This is a genomic window from Nocardioides malaquae, assembly GCF_015070385.1.
GTDB classification, from domain to species: domain Bacteria; phylum Actinomycetota; class Actinomycetes; order Propionibacteriales; family Nocardioidaceae; genus Nocardioides; species Nocardioides malaquae.
Genome location: NZ_JADCSA010000007.1, coordinates 158356 through 173532 on the forward strand (window position 1 = coordinate 158356; position 15177 = coordinate 173532).

The 15177-nt window shown below is 69.0% G+C and carries 16 protein-coding genes; 9 read left to right on the forward strand and 7 right to left on the reverse strand.

What is annotated here, in order from left to right; translation table 11 throughout:
• Positions 1-46 precede the first annotated feature (46 nt).
• From IEQ44_RS09165 to IEQ44_RS09195, 7 genes are all read left to right on the forward strand, one after another.
• On the forward strand, positions 47-1222 hold the full coding sequence (locus IEQ44_RS09165) for a nucleotide sugar dehydrogenase (RefSeq protein ID WP_319804588.1): 1176 nt from the start codon (positions 47-49) through the stop codon (positions 1220-1222).
• Positions 1223-1372: 150 nt separating this feature from the next.
• The gene (locus tag IEQ44_RS09170) at positions 1373-1981 is read left to right on the forward strand and encodes an acyltransferase (RefSeq protein WP_319804589.1); all 609 of its coding nucleotides are present in this window, start codon (positions 1373-1375) and stop codon (positions 1979-1981) included.
• Complete coding sequence (locus tag IEQ44_RS09175) at positions 1978-3066, forward strand: DegT/DnrJ/EryC1/StrS family aminotransferase (protein WP_193638150.1); 1089 nt, start codon at positions 1978-1980, stop codon at positions 3064-3066. The genes IEQ44_RS09170 and IEQ44_RS09175 overlap by 4 nt, the downstream gene beginning before the upstream one ends.
• A complete protein-coding gene (locus IEQ44_RS09180; protein WP_193638151.1) occupies positions 3066-4064 on the forward strand; it encodes a Gfo/Idh/MocA family protein in 999 nt (332 codons plus the stop codon). Before IEQ44_RS09175 ends, IEQ44_RS09180 begins: the two co-directional genes overlap by 1 nt.
• 2 nt (positions 4065-4066) lie before the next feature.
• The gene (locus tag IEQ44_RS09185) at positions 4067-5359 is read left to right on the forward strand and encodes a nucleotide sugar dehydrogenase (protein ID WP_193638152.1); all 1293 of its coding nucleotides are present in this window, start codon (positions 4067-4069) and stop codon (positions 5357-5359) included.
• 28 nt (positions 5360-5387) lie between these two features.
• Positions 5388-6464 carry a glycosyltransferase gene (locus IEQ44_RS09190; protein ID WP_193638153.1) on the forward strand — a complete coding sequence of 359 codons (1077 nt, stop codon included), beginning with the start codon at positions 5388-5390 and terminating at the stop codon, positions 6462-6464.
• Entirely contained in the window at positions 6461-7861 is a 1401-nt protein-coding gene (locus IEQ44_RS09195) for a hypothetical protein (RefSeq protein ID WP_193638154.1), read from the forward strand. Before IEQ44_RS09190 ends, IEQ44_RS09195 begins: the two co-directional genes overlap by 4 nt.
• On the opposite strand, the gene IEQ44_RS09200 is transcribed toward IEQ44_RS09195, so the two are convergent.
• From IEQ44_RS09200 to IEQ44_RS09215, 4 genes are all read right to left on the reverse strand, one after another.
• The gene (locus IEQ44_RS09200) at positions 7826-9265 is read right to left on the reverse strand and encodes a lipopolysaccharide biosynthesis protein (RefSeq protein ID WP_193638155.1); all 1440 of its coding nucleotides are present in this window, start codon (positions 9263-9265) and stop codon (positions 7826-7828) included. The two genes, IEQ44_RS09195 and IEQ44_RS09200, sit on opposite strands and share 36 nt — an antisense overlap.
• On the reverse strand, positions 9231-10439 hold the full coding sequence (locus IEQ44_RS09205; protein ID WP_319804590.1) for a glycosyltransferase: 1209 nt from the start codon (positions 10437-10439) through the stop codon (positions 9231-9233). The genes IEQ44_RS09200 and IEQ44_RS09205 overlap by 35 nt, the downstream gene beginning before the upstream one ends.
• 225 nt (positions 10440-10664) lie before the next feature.
• Positions 10665-10820: a hypothetical protein gene (locus tag IEQ44_RS09210; protein ID WP_193638157.1), complete on the reverse strand. Its 156-nt coding sequence runs from the start codon at positions 10818-10820 to the stop codon at positions 10665-10667.
• Positions 10821-10901: 81 nt separating this feature from the next.
• Positions 10902-11348, reverse strand: coding sequence for a VanZ family protein (locus tag IEQ44_RS09215; protein ID WP_193638158.1), 447 nt, complete (start codon positions 11346-11348; stop codon positions 10902-10904).
• Positions 11349-11673: 325 nt separating this feature from the next.
• Between IEQ44_RS09215 and IEQ44_RS09220 the strand changes: the two genes are divergently transcribed.
• The gene (locus IEQ44_RS09220; RefSeq protein ID WP_193638159.1) at positions 11674-12222 is read left to right on the forward strand and encodes a hypothetical protein; all 549 of its coding nucleotides are present in this window, start codon (positions 11674-11676) and stop codon (positions 12220-12222) included.
• 3 nt (positions 12223-12225) lie between these two features.
• On the opposite strand, the gene IEQ44_RS09225 is transcribed toward IEQ44_RS09220, so the two are convergent.
• Entirely contained in the window at positions 12226-13494 is a 1269-nt protein-coding gene (locus IEQ44_RS09225) for an alpha/beta hydrolase family protein (RefSeq protein ID WP_193638160.1), read from the reverse strand.
• On the reverse strand, positions 13491-13790 hold the full coding sequence (locus IEQ44_RS09230; protein ID WP_193638161.1) for a hypothetical protein: 300 nt from the start codon (positions 13788-13790) through the stop codon (positions 13491-13493). The genes IEQ44_RS09225 and IEQ44_RS09230 overlap by 4 nt, the downstream gene beginning before the upstream one ends.
• Positions 13791-14038: 248 nt before the next feature.
• Here IEQ44_RS09230 and IEQ44_RS09235 point away from each other — a divergent pair, with 248 nt between their 5' ends.
• Positions 14039-14572: a bactofilin family protein gene (locus IEQ44_RS09235; protein WP_193638162.1), complete on the forward strand. Its 534-nt coding sequence runs from the start codon at positions 14039-14041 to the stop codon at positions 14570-14572.
• On the opposite strand, the gene IEQ44_RS09240 is transcribed toward IEQ44_RS09235, so the two are convergent.
• A complete protein-coding gene (locus IEQ44_RS09240) occupies positions 14554-15021 on the reverse strand; it encodes a VanZ family protein (protein WP_193638163.1) in 468 nt (155 codons plus the stop codon). The genes IEQ44_RS09235 and IEQ44_RS09240 overlap by 19 nt on opposite strands.
• Positions 15022-15177 lie beyond the last annotated feature (156 nt).

The window sequence follows — 15177 nt, forward strand, 5'->3', positions numbered from 1 at the left end:
CCGGACAATGCTCACCGCCGCCCCTCAGAACCCCTAGGATCGTCCGGTGACCAAGACTCGCATCGCCGTCGTGGGCATGGGCTACGTGGGCCTCTCGAACGCCGTGCTGCTCGCCCAGCACCACACGGTGACCGGCGTGGAGATCGACGCCGAGAAGTTGAGCCTCCTGCGCCAAGGAATCTCTCCGATCCACGACGACGACATCAGCGACTTCCTCGCGCACCGCCGCCTGGACCTCGCGTTCACCGACTCGGCCGAATCCGCCTACCGCGACGCCGAGTTCGTGGTCATCGCCACGCCCACCAACTACGACCCGTCGACCAACCACTTCAACACGACGTCGGTCGACTCCGTCATAAGAGCGGTCGCCGCAGCCAACCCCAGCGCCACCATGGTCATCAAGTCGACCATTCCGGTCGGGTTCGTCGAGGAGGCGCGCACGCGCCTCGGGACCGACAACGTGATCTTCTCGCCCGAGTTCCTTCGCGAGGGCAGGGCGTTGCACGACAACCTGCATCCCTCGCGCATCGTGGTGGGCGAGGAGTCGGAGCGAGCATCGAAGTTTGCCGCCCTGTTGCTCGAGGGCGCCGAGACCAAGGACGCGCCGGTCCTCTTCACCGACCCCACCGAGGCCGAGGCGATCAAGCTCTTCGCCAACACCTACCTCGCGATGCGCGTGGCCTACTTTAACGAACTCGACTCGTTTGCGCTGAGCCACGGCCTCGACACTCGGCAGATCATCACGGGTGTCGGGCTCGACCCCCGCATTGGCGACCACTACAACAACCCGAGCTTTGGCTACGGCGGCTACTGCCTGCCCAAGGACTCCAAGCAGCTGCTTGCGAATTATGCCGACGTGCCCCAGACCCTCATCCGGGCGATCGTCGAGGCCAATGTGACCCGCAAGGACTTCGTCGCCAACGACATCCTGGCGCGTAGCCCCCGAGTCGTGGGCATCCACCGCCTCATCATGAAGTCCGGCAGCGACAACTTCAGGGAGTCCTCGGTGCAGGGCATCATGAAGCGCATCAAGGCCAAAGGCGTCGAGGTCATCGTCCACGAGCCTGCTCTGGACGAGCCCACCTTCTACAACTCCGAGGTCGTCAACGACCTGGCTGAGTTCAAGACCCGCGCCGACGTCATCGTCACCAACCGTCGCGCCCCTGACCTGGACGACGTGGCCGAGAAGGTCTACACGCGCGACGTCAAAGGCACCGACTGAGCCGGTCCGCCGACTGGAACGAGCGCGCGAGGCGGCGAGAAAGTTCCGCAGATCCAACCTCATGCACGACTGGGGTCGGTCACCTGACACAATCGGGCAGTCAATAGTTTCAAGCGCCTCCTGGATGCGAGGCCACCGGGGGTCAGGGTCGTGAATTCCATCCGCATCGTTGACAGCGCTGAAGTGCACGAACGTGCCTCCGTGGGTGACGGATCCTCGATCTGGCACCTGGCGCAGGTGCGGGAGGACGCTTCCCTCGGGGAGAACTGCGTCGTGGGTCGAGGCGCGTACATCGGCTCCGGCGTGACCCTTGGGGACAACTGCAAGGTGCAGAACTACGCCCTGCTGTACGAACCGGCCACCCTGGCCGACGGCGTCTTCGTCGGCCCCGCCGTGGTGCTGACCAACGACACCTACCCGCGCGCCATCAACCCGGACGGCTCCATCAAGTCCGCCTCCGACTGGGAGGCGACCGGTGTCCACATCGGCAAGGGCGCTGCCATCGGCGCTCGCTCAGTCTGCGTCGCCCCGGTGACGATCGGCGCGTGGGCCCTCGTCGCTGCCGGGTCGGTGGTCACCAAGGACGTGCCCGACCACGCGCTCGTGGCCGGCGTGCCGGCGCGCCAGCTCGGATGGGTGGGCCGCACCGGTCACCGCCTGACCGAGGGCGAGCCCGGCCACTTCACCTGCCCCGACACGGGCGAGCAATTCATCGAGACCGACGGTCGCCTGGCCGTCAAGGAAGGCGAGCAGCCGTGAGCGAGTTCATTCCCCCCGCCAAGCCGATCATCGGCGACGAGGAGCGTGAGGCGGTCGACCGCGTCATGCGCTCGGGCATGATCGCTCAGGGCCCCGAGGTCGCGGCCTTCGAGCAGGAGTTCGCCGAGCACTTCGGTCTCGGTCGCGCCTGCGTCGCGGTCAACTCCGGCACCTCCGGCCTCCACCTGGGTCTGCTGTCGTCGGGCGTGAAGGCCGGTGGCGAAGTCATCGTCCCGTCGTTCACCTTCGCCGCGACCGCCAACTCGGTCGCCCTGACCGGCGCCACCCCGGTCTTCGCCGACATCGACCCGGTGACTTTCTGCCTCGACCCGGCCAGCGTCGAGGCGTCCATCACCGACAAGACCGTCGGCATCATGCCGGTGCACCTCTACGGCCACCCGGCCAACATGCCGGCCCTGCAGGAGATCGCGGACCGCCACGGGCTGCGCCTCTTCGAGGATGCTGCGCAGGCGCACGGCGCGTCGCTCAACGGCACGCCGGTCGGCGCGTTTGGTGACTTCGCGATGTTCTCGCTCTACCCGACGAAGAACATGACGTCCGGTGAGGGCGGCATGGTCTCTGTCGCCAACGCCGAGATCGAGCGCACCATGCGTCTCTACCGCAACCAGGGCATGGAGCGGCAGTACGAGAACGAGGTCGTCGGCTTCAACAACCGCATGACCGACATCCACGCCGCCATCGGCCGGGTGCAGCTGACGAAGGTCGGCGACTGGACTGCCAAGCGCCAGTCCAACGCGGCGTTCCTCACCGAGAACCTCGCCGGCGTCCAGGCTCCCCGGGTCAGCGAGGGCGCCGTGCACGTCTACCACCAGTACACGGTGCGGGTGCCCGAGGACCGCGACGGCCTGGCCGCCGCGCTGAAGTCGGAGTACAACATCGGCTCGGGCATGTTCTACCCGATCCCCAACCACGAGCTCGCGCCCTTCCAGGTCGACGTCGAGCTGCCCGAGACCGCCGCGGCGGCACGTGAGTGCCTGTCGCTGCCGGTGCACCCGTCGGTCGACCAAGCCGGCCTGGAGCGCATCGTCGAAGCGGTCAACACCTTGGCGAAGGCAGGTGCGTGATGACTGATCTGCGAGTGGGCCTCGTCGGCATCGGCATGATGGGCCGTAACCACGCCCGCGTGCTGCGCTCCATCGACGGCCTCGACCTCGTCGCGGTCGCTGACCCCGCCGGTGACAAGCACGGCATGGCCGGGCACGCGAAGGTGGTCGACAGCGTCGCCGAGATGATCGCCATCGGCATCGACATGGCCGTCGTGGCGACGCCGACGATCTACCACCTCGACACCGGTCTCGAACTGGCCGCGGCCGGGGTGCACACGCTGATCGAGAAGCCGCTGGCCACCGACACACCCGAGTGCCAGCAGCTGGTGGACGCCTTCGAGTCCGCCGGGCTGGTCAATGCGGTGGGCCACATCGAGCGGTGCAACCCGGCGCTGGTCGCGCTGCGTCAGCGTCTCGACGCCGGCGAGCTCGGCGAGATCTACCAGGTCGCCACCCGTCGCCAAGGTCCCTTCCCCAACCGCATCGCCGACGTGGGCGTGGTCAAGGACCTCGCCACCCACGACATCGATCTGACGGGGTGGGTGCTGCAGGACAAGTACCGCACCGTCTCGGCCCACACAGCCCACAAGAGCGGTCGTCCTCACGAGGATCTGATCTCAGTGACCGCGAAGACCGTGGGCGGCACCGTGGTGAGCCACTTGGTCAACTGGCTGACTCCCTTCAAGGAACGTCTGACCGTGGTGACCGGCGACAAGGGTGCGTTCGTCGCCGACACCCTCAATGCCGAGCTCACCTTCCACGAGAACGGCCTGATCGACACCGAGTGGGAGGAGATGGCGACCTTCCGTGGCGTGTCAGAGGGCAACCGGATCCGGTTCGCGATCCCGAAACCCGAGCCGTTGAAGGTCCAGCACGAGGGGTTCCGCGACGCCGTGCGCGGCGACGCCTCGCGCATCGTCACCATGCGTGAAGGGATGCGTACGGTCGCGGTGGCCGACGCCTGCATCCAATCCGCGCGTGAAGAGCGCACCGTCACCATCGACCAGGAGCTGTGACCGTGAAGATCGCCGTCATCGGCATGGGCAAGATCGGTCTGCCCCTGGCAGCGCAGTTCGCCGACAAGGGCCACGAGGTCGTCGGCGTCGACGTCAACGCAGACACCGTCGCGACGATCAACGCCGGCAACGTGCCGTTCCCCGGGGAAGCCCACCTGGACGAATACCTCGCGCGTCTCGTGCCCGCGGGCAACCTGCGGGCGACCACCGAGTACGCCGACGGCATCCCCGGCGCCGACGCGATCGTCATCGTGGTGCCGCTCTTCGTCGACGCCGACAGCAAGCCCGACTTCGGCTGGATGGACTCGGCCACCCGCGACCTGGCCGCCAACCTGAGCCCCGGCACCTTGGTGAGCTATGAGACCACGCTGCCTGTCGGCACGACCCGCACGCGCTGGAAGCCGATGATCGAGAAGATCAGCGGCCTCGTGGAGGGCGAGGACTTCCACCTCGTCTTCTCGCCGGAGCGCGTGCTCACCGGTCGGGTCTTCGAAGACCTGCGCAAATATCCCAAGCTCATCGGCGGCCTCACCCGCGCCGGTGCGCAGAAGGCCCGCGAGTTCTACGACGCCGTCCTCGACTTCGACGAGCGCCCCGACCTCGAGCGCGGCAACGGCGTGTGGGACCTGGGCTCCGCGGAGGCCTCGGAGATGGCAAAGCTCGCCGAGACCACCTACCGCGACGTCAACATCGGCCTGGCCAACCAGTTCTCGCGGTTCGCCGAGGCCAACGGGATCGACGTCTACGAGGTCATCGCCGCGTCGAACTCCCAGCCCTACAGCCACATCCACACCCCTGGGATCTCCGTGGGAGGCCACTGCATCCCGGTCTACCCGCGCCTCTACCTCTCCACGGACCCCGACGCCGACATCGTGAGCACCGCACGCGCCGCCAACGCCGCGATGCCGGCGCACGCCATCGACGTCCTCGCCGCCAACTACGGCGACCTGTCCGGAGCCCGCGTCGTCGTGCTCGGCGCCGCCTACCGCGGTGGGGTCAAGGAGACTGCGTTCTCCGGTGTCTTCGACACCGTGAGCGCGCTGGAGTCGCGCGGTGCCACCGTCACCGTGCACGACCCGATGTACACCGACGACGAGTTGGCCAAGCTCGGGTTCAAGGCCCACACCCTCGGCACGCCTGTCGACGCCGCCGTGGTCCACACCGACCACGCGGAGTACGCGCAGCTCACCGACGCCGACCTGCCCGAGGTGCGCGTGCTCCTCAATGGACGCGCCAACCTGGCCGTCCCGACCGGACTGGCCGACACGCAGGTGACTCTCGGTCGCGGCGCGTGATTTGACGTCTCGATCGCCTGGTCATCACATGCACTCCCTGATCGGCTTCGGACCGGCCAACTACGCGGGACAGGCCCACGCCTGGGCGGAGGCCGTCCGCGCGCACGAGGGTGTGCCCAGCACGTCCTTCACCTTCAGGCCCCTTCCGCGTGGGCTGGCGAGGACGACCACCTTCGGCTTCGAGAGCGACCACCTCCTCCCCAATCCGCGACTCCCGCTGCCCGGCTCTGCCCGGAGAGCCGAGCGCTACCTCAACACGCTCTCCCACCTCTTCCTCGACGGTTTCGTGAACCCCTTTCGAGGCCCTGGGGGTGAACTGAGCGAGGTCATCTCCCGCCGAGACAGCCAAGGTCTCTTCACCGCTCTGATCGCCCACGGCACCGAACTGCGCTCCCCCGACCTGCACCGCCAGAACAACGACTGGTCCTACTTCGCCCACGTGGACGACGAGTGGCTCGCAGCCGTGCGTGCCGGCGTGGCCCGCACCCAGGCAATCCTGGCGACCCACCCCGGCACGCCCCTCCTCGTCAGCACACCCGACCTCCTCCAGGACGCCCCCGACGCAACGTGGCTCCCGCTGGCACTTCCCCCACGTCGCCCGCGGCTCCCCGCCACTCCAGGATCGCCACGCCCCGGACCCAAGGACGGACGGCTTCGAGTGCTTCACGTCCCCAGCCGTCGCCGTCCCGCCATCAAGGGCACAGAGTTCGTGGACCCGGTGCTGCACCGACTGGATGCCGAGGGCATGGTCGACTACGTGTCACCCGAGTGGGTGCCCCATGACGAGATGGACGGCCTGATGGCGTCCTGCGACGTCGTGATCGACCAATTGCTCACCGGTTCCTACGGTGTCACCGCCTTGGAAGCCATGCGCGCTGGCTGCGTCGTCATCGGCAACCTCAACGACTTCGTACGCGCCCAGGTCGACGTCCCCGTGCCGATCGTGGATGCGAACCCGGAGACCTTGCGAGAGGTGGTCCTCTCGCTGAGGGACCGCACGCGCCTCACCGACCTGCGCGACGCCGGCCACCGTTTCGTCAAAGAGGTCCACGACGGTCGACGGTCGGCCAAGGTCATCACCGAGTGTGCGGACCTTGCCCGGTGACGTCGCCCAGCGACGGTAAGGTACGCCGGGTGATGCGCTCGCTGCCTGTCCCTGCTCGTCGCCTCCGGGCACTCGTGTCGATCGAGGGCCTTCTCGCGGTTGGACTGGTGACCGCGCTCTTCGTCCTGAGCCTGGAGGTCGAGGCCCTCGGCGGCTCGACCCCTTACCGCAACGCAGGGCTGGCGATCACGACCGTCTGCGCCCTCGCCGTCGCCGTGCGCGCCGCGCTGGTGCGCGCCGAGGGCGCCGCCGGTATCCGGGGCCGCTACCTGGCCCCCCTCGGACGTCTCCTGCGCGATCCGCTGGCCCTCTCCGCGGGCGTCTACTTCGCCTACTCAGGGATCCACAGCCTCGTCGTCGACCGATACGTCCTCGCGACAGGCCTGGCGCTGATCGCTTTACTCCTCGTCTCGGCGATGAACCAGGTGGACGTGTCGCGGCTCGTCGTGGCCCTCAGGTGGGGCTTCCTGGCACTCCTGGCCCTTCTCCTGGTGCCCGCGCTGACCTCTGGTGGCTACGACGAGACCAAGCGGGTCTGGATCGACATCCTCCCGGGCCGCTACTTCGGGTGGTCGAACCCCAACGCACTCGCCCTCCTCGCCGGCATCGGGATCCTGCTGGCCCTCCCGTCGCTCCGCAGCCGCGTCGGCGCGCTCCTCGTGCTTCTCAGCTCGATCCTCCTGGCACTGACGGCCAGCTACACCACCCTGATCGCCCTCCCCGTGGCGATCGTTGTCTTCTACGTCTTCGCCCACCCGAAGAGCGCCCTGCTCCTGAAGCCGCTTCCCCGTGTCAAGGTGGGACTGCTGCAAGGAGTGACTCTCCTCGTCGCTGCAGCCATCCTGGTGGGCACGGCCCAGATCGGCACCGCGTGGGGGATCCGTCTCCTGGATGACCTTCAGGACCGTCTCCTCCTCAGCAATCGCAGTGCCCTGTGGTCAGACCTGCTGACGCAGACAAGGGACGAGCACACGTTCCTGACCGGCCTCGGATCCATGCGGCTCGGCGAATACACGATGGAGATTCTCGGCGTCCAGACTGCCCACTCGACGCTCCTGCAGAGCTATCTCGCCGGCGGCTTCCTCATGGCCGCGCTCCTCATCATCACCGCCACTGTGGCGGTCTTCCGCACTCTGCAGAGTCTCTCCGCCACTCGCAGCCTTCCCGGACGCCTGGCTCTCGCCCTGGCGCTGTACCTCTGCGTCGTGGCGCTCACGTCGACACAACCAGCGTCGCCGCCGGTGCTCCTCCTCGTGCTGCTCCTCGCGGGGGCCCTCCCGACTCGCCGCCCCGCCCCCGCGCCTGCTGCGGACACGGCGGCCCCGTCGGACGACGTGGTCATCGAGACGGACGACGTCGCCTCACACCCCGCGAAGCCGCCGCACTCCGCCGGCTGATCCCAGGACGGCGGCAACCACGAGCACGCTGGCGATGCCGAAGACGGTGACCGCGGAGAACTGCTCCCTGAGCAGACCTGCGGCAATGAGGAGCGCCCCCCATCCCCACGGCCACAGTCGTCGAACGTGCATCCTCTTCCCCGCGAGACGGTGCACGAAGAAGAGAGGCGCGACGGACGTGACGGTGGCTGCGGTCAGGTAGCCCACCGCCACCCCGGTCACGTCGAGACCCGACACGGTCAGCAACCAGACGATCGCCCCGGTGCACGCACCCAGGGCCCCCAGACGGGCGGAGATCCGCATGCCGTCGTTGCCCGCTGCGGTCAACGCGATGGACGTCGGCATGCCGATCGCCGTCATGCAGATCGCACCCAGCACCAAGGGGTAGAGGTCGGCACTTTCAGCGTAGGCGGCCCCCCACACCAGAGCCACCACCTCGTCGGAGAACAACATCACCAGACCGAGGAGGGAACCCACCGACCATGCCATCAGCTGCGACATGGGCAGGGCACGCAACAAGCGCTCACCATGGCGAGTGGCCAGAGCCGACAGGTGGGGCAGCACCACACTCCCCATTGCCGTGGTGAACATGGCCAGGGGGGTGGCCAAGGTGAAGGCGGCCACATACATGCCTCCGCCCACCTCTCCACCGACGTGCACCGCGAGAAGCACGGAAACGTGCATGAAACCGGCGCTCACGAGCGTGCCGACGATCCCCAGCCGTACGAACTCGCGCAGTTCGCGCTGCTTCTCCACCGGCAGCCGGGCCTCTGGTCTCCGCACACGTCCACGAGCGACGACGAAGATCACGCCGCTCACCACCACGGGAAGCAGCAGCCGGGCGTCACGAACGCCCGAGACAACCAGGGCGACCAGACTTGCGACACCGACCACAACCCCGGCGACCTCGATCACCGCCACCTTCCTGAAGGCGAAGTCGCCGAGCAACTCCGCCTTGGCCACCTGGTAGACGCCCAGGGACACCAGGACCGGGAGCAGGACGGCGACGGCCGTCACCGAGGGGCGGTAGACCACCGCGTACGCACCCAAGGCGAGCGGAGCGATCCAGAGCGCCCTGACCCAGAGCATGCGCCAGACATGAGCGCGGATCCGGTCCGCCTCGCCCGGAGGGCCCGTCGTCCTCGCGACGCTGATGTTGCGCGTCATCGCCGCCCCAAGGCTGCTGGGCCCCAGCAGCGTGGAGATCTGGGCCAAGGAGAGGATGGAAGCTGTCTGCGCAAGGACCGCGGGCCCCGCCACCCTTCCGATGACTAGGTTGACGAGGAACCTGAATCCTCCCGACGTCACCACGCCGAGCAGCGAGAAGAACCCCGCCCTCATCCCGACCGCCCCCCGTCGGCCGTCGACGTCAGCGATCGCCGTACCACAGCTCCGCCAGCTCACGGAATGACGGCTCGCACGTCGCTTCCCAGGAAAGGGTGTTGAACGTCAGGGCCGAGGCGCGGTCCCGGACGTCGTTGTCGACGCCGTGGTCGAGGTAGTCCTCGATCGCGGCCAGGAGTGAGCTGCTGTCGCCGGCAGCGTACGAACGGCCGAGGACTCCCGGCTGGGTGCGGAGAAACTCGGCCTGGGCCGGCAGGTCACTGCCGATGATGTGGAGGCCGTAGAGGGCGTACTCATACAACTTGGTGGGGACGGCGCGCGGATTCTGGCCCACGTGCCGGATGAGTGAGAAACCCGCACCGTAACGCGCCAGGAGACGACCCATCTCCGAAGCCTTCACCGGTGCAACCAAACGGATGGGAGCGGGATGTCCGTGCTTGTGCAATACGTCCTTGAACCACTGCTCGTCGGCAGAGTTCAGGTAGCGCTCCACCACGTGGATCTCGACGTCGAGGCCTTTGTCCTCAGCGAGTCGCGCGGCCATGACCAGGTCTTCCAACCCGTAGGAGCTGGAGATGGTGCCGGAGTGAATCATGCGGCGGACTTCACGCTCGCTTGAGCCCTGGGTCTCCTTGCCCAGCAGGCTCCGGGACGGGAAGTTGGGAGTCAGGTAGACGGGCTTTTCGGGGCGAGAATCCGTGATCATGCCGTCGGCCACCAGGAAGAAGGCATCTGCGGGCGCCACTGTCCGCTCAACGAGCCAGCGCGCCACCTTTGCGCGGAGCCGCGGTGACCGGAGCGGGATCTTGGAGGCGTAGAGATCCTCATAAAACTCATGGGAGTCGAAAACGACCCTCCGACGACGGCCGAAGCGCCTCCAGATGTAGGCGAACGGCAGCATGTAGAAGTCGTGGCAGTAGAACACGTCGCCGCGAGCCCTCAACGCCCGCCAGAAGAGACGAGGCGTGGTGGCCACCCGGGCAAGCGTGCGATTGGGGTTGGGCAGCACCTCTTCCCGGGCCGCCCCAAGGTCAAGAGTGGCGTCCTGCTCCCCCAGCCAGATGACGGTCACTGCGAAACGTGCGGCCTCAAGGCTTCGGATTGTCTTGAGGACGCGTTGGTCGCCGCGGGGGTGGACGGTCGCCATGATGACACTGGCGATCGGCGTGTCGCCGCGCGACGGGGAAGCAGTGCCTCGGCGGTCCGGACGAGGCCAGCGGTCAACCTGCGTCATCAACGTGGCGCAGGAAGAGTCGAATCGGACGGCCCTGCGGGAGAACAGTCCACGGGCACGGTCTGCACTTGTTGTTGCTCCTGGCGATCGAGTCCTGAAACCGGCCACCGTCGTGGGGCGGGATGAGCCTGTCAACGGACCGACGAACTCGAACCGAGACAAAAGGCAGAGGCCATGCTACCTGCTCACCCGGGTGGACCGAGAACCCGCAGGCCCCCACCACCCTCAGCCCTCCATGAGGTCCTTCAGCCGCTCGCGCCAACCGCGCTGACCCGGCACCCCCACGTGGGTGGTCGCCAACGCCGTGTCCTCGTCAGCGCCCATCCAGTCCGCCACCTCGGGGGGCAACGTCACCTTCGGCTCCGACCCGTTGTTGCGCATGAGGACCTCCTGCTGACCGGCCCGGAGCTCCAGCCCCGGGATGTGACCTGGACCTCATGTCACCACGAGGTGGAGGAGAATCTACCGCGCCGCGCCAGAAGGCAAACCTGACCGATCGGTCAGGTTTCTCCGACCGACCGCCGCCCACGCCCCCAGGGCCGCGCCCAGGCTGTTGCCGATGATGTCGACGAACTCGGCGGTGCGGCCAGCCAGGAAGAGGCCCTGGAAGGCCTCCACCAGCGCCGCGGCGCAGAAGGCGTAGAACCACCAGTCGACCACTCTCAACCGCGGCAGCAGCCACGACCCGAGGAAGGTCACCGGCGCCACCATGAGCGCGTTGAGCACGAACTCGACCCGGGCGTTGGACACCACCTCGCGCGGCGCGCCCAGGGTCTCGCGCAGCCAGTCGGAGACCCCGCCCACCGTGGTGATCGCCGCACCCGCAGAGGGCTGCAGGAGGACGGCCGCGAGCGCGAGGGCGTACGCGCTCAGCGCCAGGAGTGCCCAGGCTCGGGGTCGGTGCTGCACCCCTCGGATTCTGCCGCTTCGAGGCGGCCGCGGTGACGGAAGTCGCCGCCGTGGACAGCAGCGGGGCTCACCAGCCTCGCGGGCTGGCGTGACGGGCGTCACGGCGGCCTTGGGGGTGGACTACGCCCAATTCGGTAGGAACCGGCAAAGCGGGCCATGTGGCCGGGACGAACGACCTACCCCCGGTTGGGGAACTTGCCTCTCACAGCTCCCGGGTTGTCGCATCTTCACAATCCCGACGCACGCCGTTGGTTGACTTTCACCACTCTCGGGAGCCCACACGCACCGTTGTCCCCACGGGCAACACATCGCAGGAGCCTTCCCCATGGCCCACGAAGCCGCCCCCCGAGCATCCGTCGCCCCGACGCGACGCGCCCTGCTCCGCGCCACCGCTTGGAGCCTGCCCGTGGTCGCCGTCGCCACCGCCGCGCCGGCCTACGCCAGCTCGCAAGGTGGCGGCGAAATCATCGTGATGGCCGCCACTCTGAGCGCAACCAACGGGTCGGCCAGCAGCACCAGCAACGGAACCAACTACATCTTCACCGGGCGGGTGACCATCACCAACCCCGCGACCGCCCCCACCCAGGGGCTGCAGGTGGTCCTCACACTGAACGGCTACCCCCTCCACGGAAACGAGTCGGTGAGCGGCTCCGGCGGCAGCGGCCTCGGGGCGTGGACTTCGTCGGTGAACACCTCGCAGGGCATCGTCATCACGCTCACGGCCCCCACCCAGTTGGCCGGCAACACCTCCACCACCGTCACCTTCAAGATCGCTGGCTCCATCAGGCCCGGATCGACCGGCTCGATCAGCACCATGCCCCACGCCTCCAACCTGCCGTCACTCTCCACCTCCTTCACCGTGGCCCGGGCCTGAGGATCACCCCACCGACCGCATCCACTCCGGGTCCCGCGGCCGCCCCCACCACGGATCGAAGGCCGACTCGGCGACCTCGACCCGGGCGTACGCTCCGGCCACCACGGCACCGATGTTGTCCACCGACTCCGTGCCGCGCGTGAAGTAGCCCGTGTGTGCCTCACCCCACCCGCGCCACGGCTCCCGGTCGAGCCGCTCGGCCCGGAACCGGACCGCCCCGAACTCCTCCGACGCCGGGTCGCGGCCCAGCCCCGGCGGCGCGACCCATCCCTCGGCGCCGACCGTCGCCACCACGTCGCGGCTGTCGCGACCCACGAACACCCGGGACACCCCGAGGTCGGCGGCCTCCTGCGCCGGCCCCGCCCCCGGCGCTCCCACCAGGACCACGGCGTCGACGTCCAGCCCCGGCCCCGATCCGGCAGCGGCCTCGGCGACCGTCGTCGCGCCATAACTGTGGCCCACCGCCGTCCAGCCGGACGTCCCTCCCGCGTTTCCGTGCGCGGCCTGCAACCGAGCCAGGTCCGCGGCGAAAGCCTCGCCCCCGGCCTGCGCCCGGGCCGTGGTCAGCATCGCCGGGTCACCAGGCCCGTCAGGAGTGTCGTAGCCCAACCAGAACCACCCCGACGTCGCCCCGGCCCCCTGCTCGCGGGCCGCGGCAACGACCGTCTCGACCCGAGCCACCTGCCGGGGCGCATCCGCCACCTCGGTGCCCACTCCCGGCACCAGCACCACGTGGCGCGCCGACCCGTCGGGCCGCACGTCCCCGACCCCGACGACCACCTCGCCGTCGCCGCCGTGCGCGGTGGGGTCGTACGCCCACACCACCGCCTCGCGCCCCTCCACGGCCGCAGCCACCGCCCGGGCGTTGCGCCACGTCGAGACCTCCGCGCCGTCGAGCAGACCGTCCGCCGAGCGCGTACGCCCGGCCACCAGGTCGGCGTCGACCGCCGCCCGCGCCAGCAGGTCACGCCGCGCGACCTCGTCGACCACGCCGAGGTCGACCGGCCGTCCGGCCCGCGCCAGGTCGGCTGCCACCCAGCACTCCTGCGCGACCCGTCGCAGCCATGCCGCCCGTTGTCGCGCGCCATCTCCCGCGGCGGCGACCTGGGCGGCGTACGCCTCCGCCGCCAGGCCGACGAAGGAGCCGAGCCGGCCGACGAGGGCGACCGCGTCGGCGAACTCCTGCCACCTGGCCGCCGCCGCGGCGAGCACAGCAGCAGCGCGCTCCAGCAGAGCCGCCCCGGCTCCTGCCCTGTCATCGGCGCCCGTCATCGCCACAGCCGCGCGGCGGCACCGGCCACCCGATGGTCCACGGTGGTGACGTCGTCGACCAACGCCCGCAGGTGGTCGGCCCAGGCGTAGGCCTGCGTCGCGCCCTCCCCGGTCCGGTCCACCATCTCCGCGACCTCACCGAGCAGCTGCGGGCTCCACCCCTCCTCACTCCACCGCAGAGTCACCACCAGGTCCAACAACTCCTCGTGGGAATCGGCCAACCCCCGCGCCACCCGTTCCCACCGCACCGCCCCCTGCTCGAGCACCTGCGCGACCACCTCGAACCGTCCAACCATGGCGACCCCCGTCCTTCGCGTCCCTTGCCGGCGCCGGGCGGCACCGGAGCGCCCAGCGTCGCGGGAGACGTACGCCCGTGCTCGACGTCGTCACCAGCAGCAGGCAGGGCCCCTGCGTGGGGACACCACGCGGCGACCGCCGTGGCAGATGAGAACTCCCTCATGCCACGTTCACCCGGGATTCATCCACAGGGCAGAACATCAGGGCGTTGGCGTCACTCCGGCGCCCCCGTCCTCAGGAGACCTCCATGAAGCGCACCGCCGCAGCGGCCCTCGCCGCGCTGCCACTGCTCGCCGGCAGCCTGCTGGCCACCGCCACCGCCCTCCCCGCCCAGGCCGACGACCGGGTCTGCAGCGGCAGCATCGGCAACGTCCCCGTCGACGACAACCTCGTCGTCCCAAAGGGCGCCACCTGCGTCCTCAAGGGCACCGTCATCGAGGGCAACGTCGAGGTCGAGGACCGCGGCGTCCTGCGCGCCCGCGGCGTCACCGTCGACGGCAACATTCAGGCCGAGGACGCCCGGCGCGTGGTCGTACGCCCCCTCGACGGCCAGCGCTCGGTCGTCGAGGGCAACATCCAGCTGGACGACGGTCGGCGCGGCGGCAAGATCCTGCGCACAGTCGTCGACGGCGACATCCAGCTCTTCGACAACCGCGGCCGCTTCGTGGTGCGCGGCAACGTGGTCAACGGCAACCTGCAGTGCAAGTCCAACAAGCCCAAGCCGCGCGGCCGCAACAACCTCGTGGAGGGCGACAAGGAAGGTCAGTGCCGCAAGCTCTGATGCTCGACGCCGTGGCGGTCCCGCGGGCGACGGTAGGCGCCCGTCATCCACTTGAGCGGGATCGCCGCGAGTGAGCCGATGAGGCCACCGAGGGTGTTGGCCACGATGTCGACGAACTGCGCCGAGCGGCCGGGCAGCAGGGCCCCTTGATAGAGCTCCGCCGCCATCGACCCGATGAAGGCCCAGGCGACCCACTCCCCCCACCCGACCCGCGGGAAGGCGAGCGCTCCGAGGAACGGCAACGGCGCGAACATCAACGCATTGAGCCCGAACTCCACGCGGGCGCCCGCCACCAGCACCTCCGGCGCTCCGGCGGCCAGCAGCTCCTCGGTCACCCGTCCGACCACACTCGACGCGTGCTCGGGGGTCGGGCGCAGCAGCACCCACGCCAGGAAGATGACGTACGCGAGCAGCACGACGCGCGCGGCGACGGTCCAGGGAGACTTCATCCGTTCGATTCTCGCCGATCGCCCGAGGGGATCGAGGCGGCGTCCATGCCGGGGTGGTGGATCTCACGCGCTTTCGGACGCTGCCGATTCGCCTTCACTCCGGAACTTCTGGATCATTGGACCTAGACGCCGTGGTGGCGTCGGCGCACTCTCGGG

What these genes read in the sequence shown, in the direction of transcription:
- IEQ44_RS09210 (WP_193638157.1), bottom strand. Translation starts at nt 10,820, where the DNA reads ATGCGCAACAACGGGTCGGAGCCGAAGGTGACGTTGCCCCCCGAGGTG.
- IEQ44_RS09220 (WP_193638159.1), top strand. Translation starts at nt 11,674, where the DNA reads ATGGCCCACGAAGCCGCCCCCCGAGCATCCGTCGCCCCGACGCGACGC.
- IEQ44_RS09230 (WP_193638161.1), bottom strand. Translation starts at nt 13,790, where the DNA reads ATGGTTGGACGGTTCGAGGTGGTCGCGCAGGTGCTCGAGCAGGGGGCG.
- IEQ44_RS09205 (WP_319804590.1), bottom strand. Translation starts at nt 10,439, where the DNA reads ATGACGCAGGTTGACCGCTGGCCTCGTCCGGACCGCCGAGGCACTGCT.
- IEQ44_RS09235 (WP_193638162.1), top strand. Translation starts at nt 14,039, where the DNA reads ATGAAGCGCACCGCCGCAGCGGCCCTCGCCGCGCTGCCACTGCTCGCC.
- IEQ44_RS09180 (WP_193638151.1), top strand. Translation starts at nt 3,066, where the DNA reads ATGACTGATCTGCGAGTGGGCCTCGTCGGCATCGGCATGATGGGCCGT.
- IEQ44_RS09225 (WP_193638160.1), bottom strand. Translation starts at nt 13,494, where the DNA reads ATGACGGGCGCCGATGACAGGGCAGGAGCCGGGGCGGCTCTGCTGGAG.
- IEQ44_RS09190 (WP_193638153.1), top strand. Translation starts at nt 5,388, where the DNA reads ATGCACTCCCTGATCGGCTTCGGACCGGCCAACTACGCGGGACAGGCC.
- IEQ44_RS09240 (WP_193638163.1), bottom strand. Translation starts at nt 15,021, where the DNA reads ATGAAGTCTCCCTGGACCGTCGCCGCGCGCGTCGTGCTGCTCGCGTAC.